Genomic DNA, 14,810 nt, shown 5'->3' with positions numbered 1-14,810 from the left:
GGAGTTAACGCCTACCATCTGCGGGTTAGCGACAACGGTGCATGGTCGATCATCCGCTCGGACACCGGCAACAACAACTCGACCCTCGCGAGCGGCAACGCCGGGACGTTCGGCACCAATGCCTGGCACACCCTGTCGCTGGGCTTCTCCGGCAGCACCATCACCGCGGGCATCGACGGCAAGACGGTCGGCACGGCGAACGACTCCGCCTACGGCTCCGGCCAGGCCGGCTACGCCACCAGCCAGGGCGAGACCGCGCAGTTCGACAACCTGGCGATCACCGCCGGCGCCGGCGGCCCGCCGCCGCCCCCGCCCGGCACCGGTCCGCTGCACGCGGTGGGTGCGGGCAAGTGCCTCGACGACCCGAACTCCTCGACCAGCGGCGGTACCCAGCAGGACATCCAGACCTGCAACGGCCAGGCGAACCAGACCTGGTCGTACACCGCGTCCGGCCAGCTCAACGTCACCGTCGGCGGTCAGACGCTCTGCCTCGACGCCAATGGCCAGGGCACCACGAACGGCACCAAGGCGATCATCTGGTCGTGCAACGGCGGCACCAACCAGCAGTGGAACCTGAACTCCAACGGCACGATCACCGGTGTCCAATCAGGGCTCTGCCTCGATGTCACCGGCGCGTCTACTGCCAACGGCGCTCTGGTCGAACTCTGGTCCTGCAACGGCGGCAGCAACCAGCAATGGACGCTCGGTTGATCTGACGCTTGAAAGTCAAAGCCGGCGTCGCTACCCAGGACTCTCATCCTGGGTAGCGACGCCGGCCTTTTGCGTGGGGTCGTGCCTACTGCCTAGCCGACGGTCCACTTCTGGTTGCTGCCGCCGTTGCAGGTCCACAGCTCCAGCAGGGTGCCGTTCGCGGTGCCCGCGCCGGTGGCATCAAGGCAGAGCCCTGATTGTGCGCCGGTGATGGTGCCGTTGGAATTCACGGTCCAGTGCTGGTTCTGCTGGCCGTTGCAGGCCCAGATGATCGCCTTCGTGCCCGCAGTGGTGCCTTGGCCGTTGGCGTCGAGGCAGTCGCTGCCGAACACTCGCAGCTCGCCCGCGGCGGTGTACGTCCACTGCTGGCTGGCCTGCCCGTTGCAGTCCATCAGGTCTACTTGCGTGCCGCCGGTCTGCGAACCACCCGGCACATCTACGCACCGGCCGGAACCCGCGCCGACGATCCGGCCGGCTCCGCTCGATGGTGAAGAGGAGGCGCTGGCTGACGCGCTGGCCGAAGCCGAGGCCGAGGCTGACGACGAGGAGCCGCCGGACTGGAACTGGCTGAAGAAGTTCCACACGACGCCGGAGGTCCAGGTGTGCCAGCCGTCGCCGGTGCTGCCGTCGATGGGGCCGGGGTCATGGCCCGCCCCGTCGAAGGCGGCCCAGACGACCGGGTAGCCGGCCATGCATCCCGAGTAAGCGGTGACGATGTGGGTGAGGCTGCCGTAGGCGGGTTCGGGCGGATTCTGCGGAGTGCAGTGGTTGTTCCGCACGAACGTGTCGCGCAGGGCGCGGCCGTTGGCGATCGGCAGGACGTTGTCACGGATGCCGTGCAGTCCGATGTAGGCGACCGGTCCGGTGCCTGGCGTGCATCCACTCAGGTTCGCCCCGGAGTAGACCGCGACCGCCCGGAAGACGGTGGGCCGGGCGCAGGCCAGGGCGTAGGTCATGGCACCGCCGTAGCTGAAGCCTGACGAGAACACCTGGGTCGTGTCGACGCAGAGTCCTGCTTCGAGCTGGTTGAGCATGTCGTCGACGAAAGTGACGTCTTGGCCGCCGGGGTTGGCCCAGCCGTTGTTGTTGCCCTGCGGCGCGACGAAGATCGTGCCGTTGCCGGCGGCGTCGGCCAGCCGGCGCAGGCCGTAGTACGACCAGTTGTATCCGTCGGTGCCGCCGGAGTCCACGTCATTGGCGGTGCCGCCGACCCAGTGGAATCCGAAGACCAGCCGGTACGGGTGGTTGCTGTCGTAGCCGGTCGGCACGCGCAGGATGTAGCTGCGGGTCTGGCCGCTGCTTTGGATCGTGTGCGTGCCGCTGGCCAGCGTCGCGGCCTTCCCGCATCCGGCGGTGCTCGCGAGCGGAGCGTTGATCGAGGCCGCGGCGGCCCGATCGAGGCTGCTGGTCGCGATCAGGCCACCTGCGGCCACGATGAGCGCGGCCGCGGCCGCGATAGGGCCGAAGAACCGTCTAGATCTCAGCATTCAGCGATCACTTCTCCATCCGATGCCAGTATCAAATGGGTACGACTTTGTGGGAGCGCAGAATCCAAATGAGCCGGATTGTTGCGTCAAGGCGTGCCCGATTGTCGGTGGCCAGTCCGGCACCTGGCCATGGGTAAAACGTGAGGAGTAGGTAACTCTCGGCCCTTACTCGTGTCAAGGCCGTATGGAAGAATGTGATCAGAAAAATGATGATGAGTCTGACTGATCCTGAAACTTCCACACTGCGGCCCGGCGAGACGGTGCCCAGAACAAGAATCAGTCCCCTGAGCGGTCGCCTTATAGCGGCGCGGACTCGCGGACGGTCAGCCGCGTGGGCAGGATCAGCGCGCTAGGCCGCTCGCCGTTGATGAGGCTGATCAGCATCTTGGCCATCTCGTGGCCCAGCGCCTGGATCGGCTGGTTGACGGAGGTCAGCGGCGGATCGGTGTGGCGGGCGATGGGCAGATCATCGAACCCTACGACGGCGATGTCCGCCGGTACCGAGCGGCCGCGCGCCTTGAGCATGCGCATGGCGCCTGCCGCCATGTTGTCCGACGCGGCGAACAGCGCGTCGAGATCCGGATGCGCGGACAGCAGCCGGGCCGCCGCCTGCGCGCCGCTCTCCTCGCTGAAGTCACCGTGCTCGATCCAGGTGTTGTCGAGCCCTGCGACGGCCATCGCCTCCTGGAATCCGCGCAGGCGGTCGGCGCCGGCTCGGGTGTCGAGCTGACCGGTGATGGTGGCGATGCGGCTGTGGCCGGTCGCGATGAGGTGCTCGGTGGCGAGACGCGCGCCGCCGCGGTTGTCCGCGTCTACGTACCAGGTCGGCTCCCCGTGCAGGGGCCGGCCGCCGACGACTACCGGCAGGCCGAGTTGCTGGGTCAGCCGGTAGAGCGGATCGTCCCCGCGCAGTGCCAGAAGCATGACGCCGTCGGCTCGCCGCGAACGCAGGACCCGCTGCACCCGCTCCCTGCCGTGGCTCGAGCTGGCCAGCGCGAGCATCAGCACCAGATCCGTGGTCTCCAGCGCCGCGCTCACGCCGACGATGACCTGGCCGAAGAACGGATCGGCGAACAGTCCCGGATCGTCGTGCGACACGGCGAGGATCACCGCCGCGGCCTGTTGGGTGGCCAGGGCCCGCGCGGTCGGATTGGGTACGTAGCCCAGCTCCCGGATCGCATGCTCGACGGCCTCGCGGGTGGCCTTGCTCACGTGCCGGGCGTTGTTGATGGCGCGCGAAGCCGCCGAGCGGGAGACGCCGGCGCGCAGGGCGACCTCGTCGAGGGTCGGACGGCGCGCCGGTTGAGTCTCCACGAAGGGTTGGTCCTCTCCAGTGCTCGTGCACTGTGCGGTGGGTTGCAGTGGTGCGGTGCTCAGCCTAGATCGAAGTTGAACCGAAGCGTGGGCACCGCGTTGCCGGCGAGTGTCAGCGCCTGCGACGGCCACCAAACCCCGGCAGCCGGGTCGACCGCGCCGCCGTAAACGGGGTCGCCGGGTCCCGCGGTCCCTCGCGTGCAACTGCCGTCCGATTGCCCGACCGTCTTGATGTAGAGGTACGCATCGGCGAGCGGCACGCCGGTGTCGGCGGTCGGCCGGGCGCCCATCCCGCGACCGGGCGGGTTGCACCAGGTCTGCGAGTCAGGGTACGAAGTTCCGGCGGGCGGGGTCCATGCGCCGAGACCGTTGCGGCTGGTGTCCACGACGAAGTGGGTCAGCTGCGCGGCCGGCGCGCCGGCGGTGTTCTGCGTGAACCAGTCGTCGGTCCAGTGCCAGGTGCTCGGGTCGGTGGACGAGACCGCGTCGCCGGGCAGCCCGTCGTTGGGCGCCGCGGGGGAGTAGTACTGGCTCGCGCACCAGCTCGCGTGCCCGATCGCCCAGCTCGGTCCCGCGGTCGCGAACCAGATGCACTTGGCCACCCAGGTGCCGTAGTGGTCGGACTGGTCAGTGGGCTGATAGTTCGAGACGTTGAGCGAGAAGCCCTGCGTGTCCGCGACGTCCGCGTCGATCAACCGCTGTGCGATATCGCCGACCGCGTGCCACTGACTGTTGCCGGCGTCCAGATAGACCGAGGTGCGCGGCTGCGCTTTGAGCACCGAGACGGCGTATCTGAGGTCTGCCATACGCGCCGCGGTGAGTGCGCCGGTCGGATCGGTGGTCGGGCTGCAATCCTGCGGCAGATTGGCCAGCGCGTCCGGTTCGAGGACGACCACGGCCCGCGCCTGGCCGATCGCGCCGGCGAACGCCGCGATCCACTGGCGATAGGCGGCGTCAGAGGTCGCGCCGCCGCTGGAGTACTGGCCGCAGTCGCGCAGCGGGATGTCGTAAGCCACCAGAACCGGCACGGAGTCCTGGCGCCTGGCGCCACGCATCAGGGCGCTGACCTGCTGGGCGACCTGGCTCGGCGTGCCGCTGGTGAACCAGGTCGCCTCCGGCCAACTCGCCAGTTTCGCCATCGTCAGTGCGTCACGCAGGTCGCCGGTCTTCACATCGGTAACCGCCTGCTTCGCCGCGTCGCTGTTCGGTTCGACGTAGAACCGGGAGTCTGACGGGAGCGTGTGGTCGGCGGTTCGCGTGGCGGCGCTGGCGGCCGACGCGGAACCCAGCGCCAGCGCCGCGGCGGCGATGGCGAGGGCGGGTTTAAGCGCGTGAACCTTCAAGGTTCCACATCCTTTCGGGCGGCGCTGACCGTCTGCACCGCACCCTGCCCCGGACTCCTGGGGGTCGTCCGGGGCAGGGCCGGCAGTTCCGGCCGTGCGGGGCCGGAAGCGCTTCCAGCCGGACCTTAGCGATAGCCGGTGCCGGTGTAAAGAGTCGGTGCAATGGACGGTGCTGTGAGCCTGGAAGCGCTTCCAGTTCCTTGTGGCTATCAACCTCTGAGTCCGCAGTCGAACGGCCAGCCGTTCTGTGTAAGTTTCGTACCGCAACAGTTCGTAGCGCCGGACGACATCGCCTCGCGGCAGCCCTCTGAGCTGCCCTGTTCCACCCACGGCGCCGGACAGCCCCGATGGCGCCAACGCACCCCGCTCTTGAGCTTCCGGCGCGGCCTTGGCAACTTCGCCCTGCGATGCGGTGTACGCCGACCAGCACATCCCATCAACCATCATGCGCCAGCCATCGCCTGCCGGACCGAAGCGGTCACAGGCGTGCTTTTCATGCTCCTGTCGAAGGGATGACAACGGATGTCTCGTAGACTCCTGCGGCCGCGCGCACTCGCCGCGGCGCTGGCGATCGCCGTCGCGGCGGCGGTCACCGCAGCCGTGGCACCGGCCGCGCAGGCCGCCACGACCACCTGCTCCGGCACCGGCACGATCTCGGCCGGGGACTACATGATCCAGGCCAACGAGTGGAACTCCAGCCTGCAGCAGTGCATCACCTACACCGGCGGGACCGCTTGGTCGGTGAGCACCGCCAACTTCAACACCAGCGGCGGCGCGCCGGCCACCTACCCGTCCATCTTCAAGGGCTGCCATTGGGGCCTGTGCACCGGCAACAGCGGGATGCCGATCCAGATGAGCAAGCTGGGCAGCGCCACCAGCTCGTGGAGCACCAACCAGCCCTCGTCCGGCGCGTACGACGTCGCTTACGACATCTGGTTCAACTCCACGCCCACCACCAGCGGCCAGCCGGACGGCACCGAGGTGATGATCTGGATCAACAGCCGCGGCGGGGTACAGCCCTTCGGCTCGCAGACCGGCAGCGCGAACATCGCCGGCATGAACTGGAACGTCTGGACCGGGCGGCAGACCTCCTGGAACATCATCTCCTACGTGCTGAACCCGGGCGCCACCTCGGTCTCCAACCTCGACCTCAAGGCGATGTTCAACGACGCGGTGTCGCGCGGCTCGATCAACCCCAACCACTACCTGATCGACGTCGAGGCGGGCTTCGAGATCTGGCAGGGCGGCCAGGGCCTGGGCACCAACAGCTTCTCGGTCAGCACCTCGACCGGCAGCAGCGGCGGCGGGGACACCACACCGCCGTCAACCCCGAACAACCTCGCGCTCACCGGCGTGACCAGCTCCTCGGCTTCGCTGTCCTGGTCGCCGTCCACGGACAACGTGGGCGTCGCCGGGTACCGCGTGTACCGCAACGGCACGCAGGTCGGGACGACCGCAGGGACTTCGTTCACTGACAGCGGCCTGTCGCCCTCGACGCGCTACATGTACACAGTCGCTGCGTACGATGCGGCCGGCAACGTCTCGTCGCAATCGTCCGGAGTGACCGCGACAACGGCCGCGGGCAGCGGCGGTGGTGGCGGCAGCGGATGCACCGCGACCTACGCCGTGAGCAACCAGTGGAGCAACGGGTTCACCGCCAACGTCACGGTGACCAACAGCGGGACCGCGGCCACCCACGGCTGGAAGGTCACCTGGACCTGGGGCGGCAACCAGCAGATCACCAACGCGTGGAACGCCACGGAGAGCCACAGCGGCTCGAGCGAGACCGTCACGAATGCGAGCTACAACGGCTCCATCGCACCCGGCGGCAACACCTCGTTCGGTTTCCAGGGCACCTACTCAGGCAGCAATCCGTCACCCACGCTGAGCTGCACAGCGAGCTGACGGCTTAGGGCTCGCCGAGAAATAAATGTTGCGTGGCCGCGCGCTGGGCACGCAGCTGAGTGTGCCGGGGTTGAGGCCTCGTACCGGGCGTACTCGGCCTCGACGCCGGTGCGCTCAGCGGTGATGACCAGGGTGTGGACACGCCATTTATTTCTCGGCGAGCCCTTACCCAATAAGGCCGCCTGCCCGGATCTCGTCGTCCGGGCGGGCGGCCTTCCTCGTGCTTTGATGTGGATAGGTCAAGGAGCGCGGACGCCGCCGCGTGCGGGTCGCGTGGACACCGGTCGTGCGGGCCGCGACAATGGACGAGGAACAGACCTTGTGAGAGGGGCGGTCGCCGGTGACTGCGTCCAACGGGCGCGCGGGCGGTTTCGCAGCGTTCCGGCCGGTGCGCGCGGGCAACGCCTTCGAGGAGACCGTTGAGCAACTGCTGCGCGCGGTGAAGCTCGGCGCGGTGCCGCCGGGGCACCGGTTGCCACCGGAACGCGAACTCGCCGGCACGCTCAACGTCAGCCGGGACACGCTGCGCGAGGCGATCCGGGCCCTGGCCGCCGAAGGGATCGTGGAGAGCCGGCGCGGCCGATCCGGCGGCACGTACGTGCTCAAAGTGCCCGCACCGACTGAGACCACCGGGCTGCGTGACGCGCTGGCCGAGTTGCCCGGCGGGCTTGAGGACACGCTGATCTTCCGCCGCGCGGTGGAGACCGGCGCTGCCGAGGCGGCGGCCGGACGCGCACTGGAACCCGCGCAGCGGCGACTTCTCACCGAGCGGCTGGCCGCGGCGGAGACGGCCGACCTGCCGGACTACCGGCTCGCCGACACCCGCTTCCATCTCGCGGTAGCCGAGCTGTCCGGATCCAGCGCTCTGGCCGCGGCGGTGGCCGAGGCCAGGTTGCGTATCAACGCACTGCTGGACTCGATTCCGATGCTCACCGTCAATCTCAAGCACACGGCGATACAGCATGAGCGGATCGCGGCGGCCATCCTCGGCGGCGACCCCGAGGCGGCGCGCCGCGCGATGGCGGAACACCTTGAGGGCACCGAGGTACTGCTGCGTGGCTTCCTCGACTGACGCTGCTTGGACTGGCACTGCTTGGACTGCACTGCTTGGGCCGTCAGTACTCGGGTTGATACACCTCGGATCGAGGCTGCTCTTGACAGCGCGCCGGATCGCACCACACTAGGACCCATAAAAGGACGATCGCTCGTCCATTTATGTGCCGCCCGATCCCGTACCGCCCGCCCCCGGGAGTCGCGCATGCCTCTAGACACCCCTTCTACCGACGTACCGCCGCCGCCGACCGAACGCACGGCGGACGAGCAACGGCTGCATCAGCTCGGCTACGCCCAAGAGCTTTCTCGCAGTATGTCCGGGTTCTCCAATTTCGCCGTCTCCTTCACCATCATCTCGATCCTCAGCGGCTGCCTGACCCTCTACGGCTTCGGCATGAACACCGGTGGCCCGGTCATGATCGTGTGGGGCTGGCCGATCGTCGGGCTGATGACGCTGCTGGTCGGCCTGGCCATGGCCGAGGTCTGCTCCAGCTTCCCCACCGCCGGCGGCCTGTACTACTGGTCCGCGAAACTCGCCGGGCGCAACGCCGCCGCCTGGTCCTGGTTCACCGGCTGGTTCAACTTCCTCGGCCAGGTCGCGGTCACCGCGGGCATCGACTTCGGCGGGGCGCTGTTCATCACCGCCTTCGCCAACCTGCAGTGGAACTTCGCCGCGACGCCAGGGCACACGATCGCGGTCTTCGCGGGGGTGCTGCTGCTGCACGGACTGCTCAACACCTTCAACGTGCGGCTGGTCGCCATCCTCAACCAGGTCAGCGTGTGGTGGCACCTACTCGGCGTGCTGATCATCGTCGGCGTCCTGGCCATCGCGCCCTCCCACCACCAGTCCGCCTCGTTCGTGTTCGGGCACTTCGTCAACAACACCGGCTGGACCTCAGGGATCTACGTCGCCCTGCTCGGCCTGCTGCTCGCGCAATACACATTCACCGGTTACGACGCCTCGGCGCACATGACCGAGGAGACCAAGAACGCGGCCGTCAGCGGCCCGCGCGGAATCATCATGTCGATCGTGGTCTCGCTCGTCGCCGGTTGGGTGCTGCTGATCGGCATCACCTTCGCCATCCAGAACTATGCCAACGAAGCCGGCTCGGCCACCGGCGTGCCGCCCGCGCAGATCTTCATCGACGCGGTCGGCGCCACCGGCGGCAAGCTGCTACTGCTGATCGCCATCGGCGCGCAGCTGTTCTGCGGTATGGCCTCGGTCACCGCGAACTCGCGGATGATCTACGCCTTCTCCCGCGACGGCGCGCTGCCCGGCTCCACCTTCTGGCACCAGATCAGCAAGCGCACCCGCACGCCCACCAACGCGGTGTGGCTCGCGGCGGTCGGCGCGTTCCTGCTCGGCCTTCCCTATCTATGGAACGCGACCGCATACGCCGCGGTCACCTCCATCGCCGTCATCGGGCTCTACATCGCCTATGTGATCCCGACCTTCCTGCGGCTGCGGATGGGCGAGGCCTTTGAGCGCGGACCCTGGCACCTGGGCCGCTGGTCCCGGCCGATCGGCATCATCGCCGTGGGCTGGGTCGGCGTGATCACCATCCTGTTCATGCTGCCGACGCTCTCGCCGATCACCGGCGCGAACTTCAACTACACCGTCGTCGCGGTCGCCGCGGTGCTCGGCTTCGCCGGGATCTGGTGGCTGGTGTCGGCGCGGCGCTGGTTCACCGGACCGAAAGTACAGGGCACCGCTGAAGAACTGGCGGCCATCGAGGCGGAACTGGAGGCCATCTGAGCATGGCTGCGCGACCGGGAATGCTGACCCTCGACGAGCTGCGCGCGCTGGCCGCGGCCGGAACCGTGGACACCGTCGAGCTGTCCCTGACCGACATGCAAGGGCGCTTACAAGGCAAGCGGCTGTCCACCGAGTTCTTCCTCGACGAGATCGCCGCGCACGGCGCCGAGGCGTGCAGCTACCTGCTCGCCGTGGACGTGGAGATGAACACCGTCGCAGGGTACGAACTGTCGTCCTGGGAGACCGGATACGGCGACTTCGTGCTGCGCCCCGACTTCTCGACGCTGCGCCTGCTGCCCTGGCAGCCGGGCACGGCGGCGGTGCAGGCGGACGTGCTGTGGGAGAGCGGCGAGCCGGTCGCCGCCTCTCCCCGGCAGGTGCTGCGCGCGCAGCTGGACCGGCTGGCCGAGCGCGGCCTGACCGCTTACGCCGGCACCGAGCTGGAGTTCATCGTGTTTCAGGACACGTATGAGCAGGCCTGGGACAAGGGCTACCGCAACCTGACCCCCGGCAACCAGTACAACGTGGACTACTCGATGCTCGGCACCGCGCGCATCGAGCCGCTGCTGCGGGCGATCCGCACGGGTATGACCGGCGCCGGAATGTATGTCGAGTCCGCAAAGGGGGAGTGCAACCTCGGTCAGCACGAGATCGCGTTCCGCTACGCGGAGGCGATGACGACGTGCGACAACCATGTGCTCTACAAGACCGGCGCGAAGGCCATCGCGGCGCAGCAGGGATGCAGCCTGACCTTCATGCCGAAGTTCGACCAGCGTGAAGGCAACTCCTGCCACATCCACCTGAGCCTGCGCGCCGCCGATGGCGACGCCGCGGTGCTGGCCGGCGACGGCGCACACGGGTTCTCGCCGCTGATGGAGCACTATCTCGCCGGGCAGCAGGCCGCGATCAGGGAACTGACGCTGCTCTACGCGCCGAACATCAACTCCTATAAGCGATACGTCGCCGGCAGCTTCGCGCCCACCGCGGTCGCCTGGGGCCGCGACAACCGCACCTGCGCCCTGCGGGTCGTCGGGCACGGCGCCTCGTTGCGCGTGGAGAACCGGGTACCCGGCGGCGACGTCAACCCGTACCTCGCCATCGCCGGCATGATCGCTGCGGGCCTGGACGGAATCGACCGGGAGTTGCCACTGGAGACCGAGTTCATCGGCGACGCGTACGCGGCGCAACGCGAACGCGTCCCGTCCTCGCTGCGCCAGGCGGCCGCGTGCTTCGCAGAGAGCGAACTCGCTCGCAACGCCTTCGGCGACAAGGTCGTGGCGCACTATCTCAACGCGGCGCGCATCGAGATCGAATCCTTCGAGGCCGCGGTTACCGACTGGGAACGCTACCGGGGGTTCGAGCGGCTGTGAGTGCGCGGCGAACGGGCGACGGCGGCGGGCCGCTGATCGGCATCAGCGCCTATCGGGAGGTCGCGGCCTGGGGCGTGTGGCGGCAGGACGCGGCCGTGCTGCCGTACGCCTACGTGGACCAGGTCGCGTACGCGGGCGGCGTGCCGGTGCTGCTGCCACCGCTCGGCGGACCGCGATCGCCGCGGGCCGCGGCGGCGACCATCGCGCCGCTGGATGCACTCGTGCTTGCCGGCGGTCCGGATATCGACCCGCCGAGGTACGGTGCGCGGACACGGCCGACGACGACTGAGGTCCGTCCCGAGCGCGACGCCTGGGAGTTGGCGCTCCTCGAGGCCGCGCTGGAGCGGGACATACCGGTACTCGGGATCTGCCGCGGCGCGCAGCTGCTGAACGTCGCCCGCGGCGGAACGCTGCACCAGCACCTTCCCGAGCAGATCGGGCACGCGGGCCACCGTCCGGCGCCGGCCCAATTCGGTCCGACCGAGATCGCCCTGGAGCCCGGGGCGCTTCCCGGCAGCCTGCTGGGCGGCCGTATCTGCGTACCCTGCTACCATCATCAGGCAGTTGACAAGCTTGGCAATGGCCTGATCGTCACTGCCCGAGCGCTGGACGGAACCGTCGAGGCGGTGCAGCTGACCGGCCGCGATTTCGTCGTCGGCGTGCAGTGGCATCCGGAGCAGGACAACGACCGGCGGCTGTTCGACGCGCTGATCGCGGCCGCCCGAGTCGGCGCGAGCGAGGAGGAGCGGGTATGAGCTCTGCGGTACCTGAGATGACCATGCACGAGTCGACAGAGCATGAAGTGGTCAACCCGGCGACGGAGCAGGTCATCGCGAAGGTGCCCGCGTCCAGCCCGCAAGACGTGGATGCCGCGGTCGCCCGAGCCCGACGCGCATTCCCGGCATGGCGGGACCTGGCTCCAGGCGACCGAGCCCGGCTGTTGCGCCGCTTCGCCCAGCGCGTCGATGAAGACCTCGAACACCTCGCCCAGTTGGAAGTCGCCAACGCCGGGCACACGATCGGCAACGCGCGCTGGGAGGCGGGCAACGCGCGCGACGTGCTCGATTACTACGCCGGGGCGCCAGAGCGGCTGTTCGGTCGCCAGATCCCGGTGCCCGGCGGCGTGGACCTCACCTTCAAGGAACCGCTCGGCGTGGTCGGCGTGATCGCACCGTGGAACTTCCCGATGCCGATCGCCTCCTGGGGCCTGGCCCCGGCGCTGGCCGCCGGCAACACGGTGCTGCTCAAGCCCGCCGAGCTCACCCCGCTTACCGCGCTGCGCCTGGCCGAACTCGGGTTAGAGGCTGGGCTGCCGCCGGACGTCTTCCAGGTGCTCCCCGGTCAAGGTGCGGTGGCTGGGGCGCATCTGGTTGAACATCCCGATGTCGCGAAGATCGTCTTCACCGGCTCCACCGAGGTCGGCCGGCGGATCGCGCAGCAGTGCGCCCGCCGGATCATCCCGGTGACCCTGGAACTCGGTGGCAAGAGCGCGAACATCGTCTTCGAGGACTGCGACCTGGAGAAGGCCGCGGCCACCGCGCCGTACGCGGTGTTCGACAACGCCGGCCAGGACTGCTGCGCACGCTCGCGCATCCTGGTCCAGCGCTGCGTGTACGAACGCTTCCTCGAACTGCTCGAACCGGCGGTCGCGGGAGTGCGTGTCGGGGATCCGGCCGAGGAAGGCGCCGACATGGGGCCGCTGATCTCGGCGGGGCACCGGGAGCGGGTCGCCTCCTACGTCACCGAGACGACGCCGGTCGCCTTCCGTGGCACCGCGCCGGACGGGCCGGGATTCTGGTTCCCGCCCACGGTTCTCGCCCCCGTCGCTCCGGACGCGCCAGCGTTTACCGAGGAGATCTTCGGGCCCGTAGTCGCGGTCGTACCGTTCGAGGACGAAGCCGACGCGGTGCGCATCGCGAACGACAGCCCGTACGGGTTGTCCGGATCGATCTGGACCCGCGACGTCGGCCGGGCGCTGCGGGTGGCGCGCGCGGTCGAGGCCGGGAACCTGTCGGTCAACTCGCACTCCTCGGTGCGCTACTGGACCCCGTTCGGCGGCTACAAGCAGTCGGGCCTGGGCCGGGAGTTGGGCCCGGACGCGCTCGACGCGTTCACGGAGACGAAAAACGTCTTCATCGCGACGAACTGAAGCAACCGAGTCGATCCGAGCAAAGGGACAAAAGCGATGGTGGAGCGGTACAGCGGCAAGGTCGCGGTGGTCACCGGTGGCGCTGGCGGCATCGGGCTGGCCACGGTGCGGCGGCTGGCGGCCGAGGGCGCGCGGGTCGTCGTCGCGGACGTCGACAAGGATGCGGGTCAGAGCGCTGCCGCCGAGGTGGGCGGCCTGTTCATGGCCACCGACGTCACCGATCAGACGCAGGTCGAGGCGCTGTTCCAGGCCGCCGTGGACACCTACGGCTCGCTCGATCTCGCCTTCAACAACGCGGGCATCTCGCCCCCCGACGACGACTCGATCCTGGACACCGGCATCGAGGCCTGGCGCCGGGTGCAGGAGGTCAACCTCACTTCGGTCTACCTGTGCTGCAAGGCCGCGATCCCGCACATGCTGCGCCAGCACGAGGCAGACGGGCGTAAGGGCTCGATCGTCAACACGGCCTCCTTTGTCGCGTTGATGGGCGCGGCGACGTCGCAGATCTCGTACACGGCGTCGAAGGGAGCGGTGCTGGCGCTCTCCCGGGAGCTGGGCGTGCAGTTCGCAAGGCAGGGCGTCCGGGTCAATGCGCTGTGCCCGGGGCCGGTCGACACCCCGCTGCTGCGCGAGCTGTTCGCGAAGGATCCGGAGCGGGCGGCGCGGCGGCTGGTGCACATCCCGGTCGGCCGCTTCGCCCAACCCGAGGAGATCGCGGCCGCGGTCGCGTTCCTCGGCAGCGACGACGCGTCGTTCATCACCGCCTCTACCTTCGTCGTCGACGGCGGAATCAGCGGCGCCTACGTCACCCCGCTCTAGACCTCCGAAGCGTGTGCCCCCGCTGTGAGAAGCGGGGGCACACGCCCTTCCGCAATCAGAACACTGTTATGACGGTTAGCTGCACGCGGTGCCGTTCACGGTGAACGCGGTGGGGGTGGTGTCGTTGGACGTCCAGGTGCCCTGGAAGCCGAACTGGACATTGCCGCTGGGTGCGATCGTGGCGTTGTAGCTCACGTTCGTCGCGGTGACTGCGGTGCCGGATTGGGTGACGGTGGCGTTCCAGGCGTTGGTGACCTTCTGGTCGCCGGCGAAGGAGAATTTCAGGGTCCAGCCGTTGATGGCGGTGGTGCCGGTGTTGGTGACGGTCACGTTCGCGGTGAACCCGCCGGCCCATTCGTTCTTCACGTACGAGACCTGACAGGTCCCGCCGCCGGTGGATCCCGTGCCGATTGTCCAGTTGAACGAGACAGAACCCGATGCTCCGGTCGAGTCCGTCGCGGTCACCGTCACAGTTGATGTGCCCGCTGCGGTCGCCGTCCCCGAGATGAGACCCGAGGGCGAAATCGACAGCCCTGACGGCAGGCCGCTGGCCGTGTATGTGAGCGTTTGACCGGACGCCGAATCCGTCGCGTGGATCTGGACGGGCGTGACCGCGGTCCCGAGCGTTCCCGACTGGCTGCCCGGGTTCGTCACGGTGACCGTGTTGTTGCCCGTGCCGCTGGCGTTGGCCACGCGGTACATGACGGTGCCGTGGCCGGGGACCGAGGCGCTGATCGTGCTGGTGGTGGTGGAGGTGGCGCCGGTCCACAGGTTGGTGAGGGTGTAGCTGGAGGAGCCGGTTTTGCCGATGGCCGAGGCGCTGGTGGTGATGGTGGCGGTGTTGCTGTTTTCGTTGAACAGGGCGACGGCGACGTCGCCGTTGGCCAGGGGTTTGGCCTGCAC

General features: G+C 68.6%; 12 protein-coding genes. 8 read left to right on the top strand and 4 right to left on the bottom strand.

Annotated features, from left to right (window positions below; translation table 11 throughout):
- Positions 1 to 711 (top strand): RICIN domain-containing protein (locus VN779_RS01465; protein WP_325719352.1); only part of this gene is annotated, 711 nt, incomplete at its 5' end.
- A gap of 92 nt (positions 712 to 803) precedes the next feature.
- On the opposite strand, the gene VN779_RS01460 is transcribed toward VN779_RS01465, so the two are convergent.
- The 3 genes from VN779_RS01460 to VN779_RS01450 all read right to left on the bottom strand — a co-directional run bounded on the left by VN779_RS01460 (position 804) and on the right by VN779_RS01450 (position 4,855).
- On the bottom strand, positions 804 to 2,198 hold the full coding sequence (locus VN779_RS01460; RefSeq protein ID WP_325719351.1) for a ricin-type beta-trefoil lectin domain protein: 1,395 nt from the start codon (positions 2,196 to 2,198) through the stop codon (positions 804 to 806).
- A gap of 297 nt (positions 2,199 to 2,495) precedes the next feature.
- Entirely contained in the window at positions 2,496 to 3,512 is a 1,017-nt protein-coding gene (locus VN779_RS01455) for a LacI family DNA-binding transcriptional regulator (protein ID WP_325719349.1), read from the bottom strand.
- A 59-nt stretch (positions 3,513 to 3,571) separates the two neighbouring features.
- Positions 3,572 to 4,855 (bottom strand): glycoside hydrolase family 6 protein, encoded by a 1,284-nt coding sequence (locus tag VN779_RS01450; protein WP_325719347.1) that lies wholly within the window; start codon positions 4,853 to 4,855, stop codon positions 3,572 to 3,574.
- Positions 4,856 to 5,377: 522 nt separating this feature from the next.
- On the opposite strand from VN779_RS01450, the gene VN779_RS01445 reads away from it, so the two are divergent.
- From VN779_RS01445 to VN779_RS01415, 7 genes are all read left to right on the top strand, one after another.
- Positions 5,378 to 6,760, top strand: a complete 1,383-nt coding sequence (locus VN779_RS01445) for a cellulose binding domain-containing protein (protein WP_325719345.1) — start codon at positions 5,378 to 5,380, stop codon at positions 6,758 to 6,760.
- A 340-nt stretch (positions 6,761 to 7,100) separates the two neighbouring features.
- Positions 7,101 to 7,832, top strand: a complete 732-nt coding sequence (locus VN779_RS01440) for a FadR/GntR family transcriptional regulator (RefSeq protein ID WP_325719342.1) — start codon at positions 7,101 to 7,103, stop codon at positions 7,830 to 7,832.
- 186 nt (positions 7,833 to 8,018) lie between these two features.
- Positions 8,019 to 9,569, top strand: a complete 1,551-nt coding sequence (locus VN779_RS01435) for an amino acid permease (protein WP_325719340.1) — start codon at positions 8,019 to 8,021, stop codon at positions 9,567 to 9,569.
- Between the two features lie 2 nt (positions 9,570 to 9,571).
- Complete coding sequence (locus VN779_RS01430; RefSeq protein WP_325719338.1) at positions 9,572 to 10,939, top strand: glutamine synthetase family protein; 1,368 nt, start codon at positions 9,572 to 9,574, stop codon at positions 10,937 to 10,939.
- Positions 10,936 to 11,694: a gamma-glutamyl-gamma-aminobutyrate hydrolase family protein gene (locus VN779_RS01425; RefSeq protein WP_325719336.1), complete on the top strand. Its 759-nt coding sequence runs from the start codon at positions 10,936 to 10,938 to the stop codon at positions 11,692 to 11,694. The genes VN779_RS01430 and VN779_RS01425 overlap by 4 nt, the downstream gene beginning before the upstream one ends.
- Positions 11,691 to 13,088: an aldehyde dehydrogenase family protein gene (locus tag VN779_RS01420; RefSeq protein WP_325719335.1), complete on the top strand. Its 1,398-nt coding sequence runs from the start codon at positions 11,691 to 11,693 to the stop codon at positions 13,086 to 13,088. Before VN779_RS01425 ends, VN779_RS01420 begins: the two co-directional genes overlap by 4 nt.
- Before the next feature lie 36 nt (positions 13,089 to 13,124).
- Positions 13,125 to 13,907, top strand: coding sequence for a 3-oxoacyl-ACP reductase (locus VN779_RS01415; protein ID WP_325719333.1), 783 nt, complete (start codon positions 13,125 to 13,127; stop codon positions 13,905 to 13,907).
- Between the two features lie 75 nt (positions 13,908 to 13,982).
- On the opposite strand, the gene VN779_RS01410 is transcribed toward VN779_RS01415, so the two are convergent.
- Positions 13,983 to 14,810, bottom strand: an 828-nt coding sequence (locus tag VN779_RS01410) for a cellulose binding domain-containing protein (protein WP_325719331.1), incomplete at its 5' end; no start/stop codon positions are given.

The sequence above is a fragment of the Actinocrinis sp. genome, from assembly GCF_035605935.1.
Taxonomy (GTDB): Bacteria; Actinomycetota; Actinomycetes; order Streptomycetales; family Catenulisporaceae; genus Actinocrinis.
This window is presented reverse-complemented; position numbering and strand designations above follow the sequence as displayed.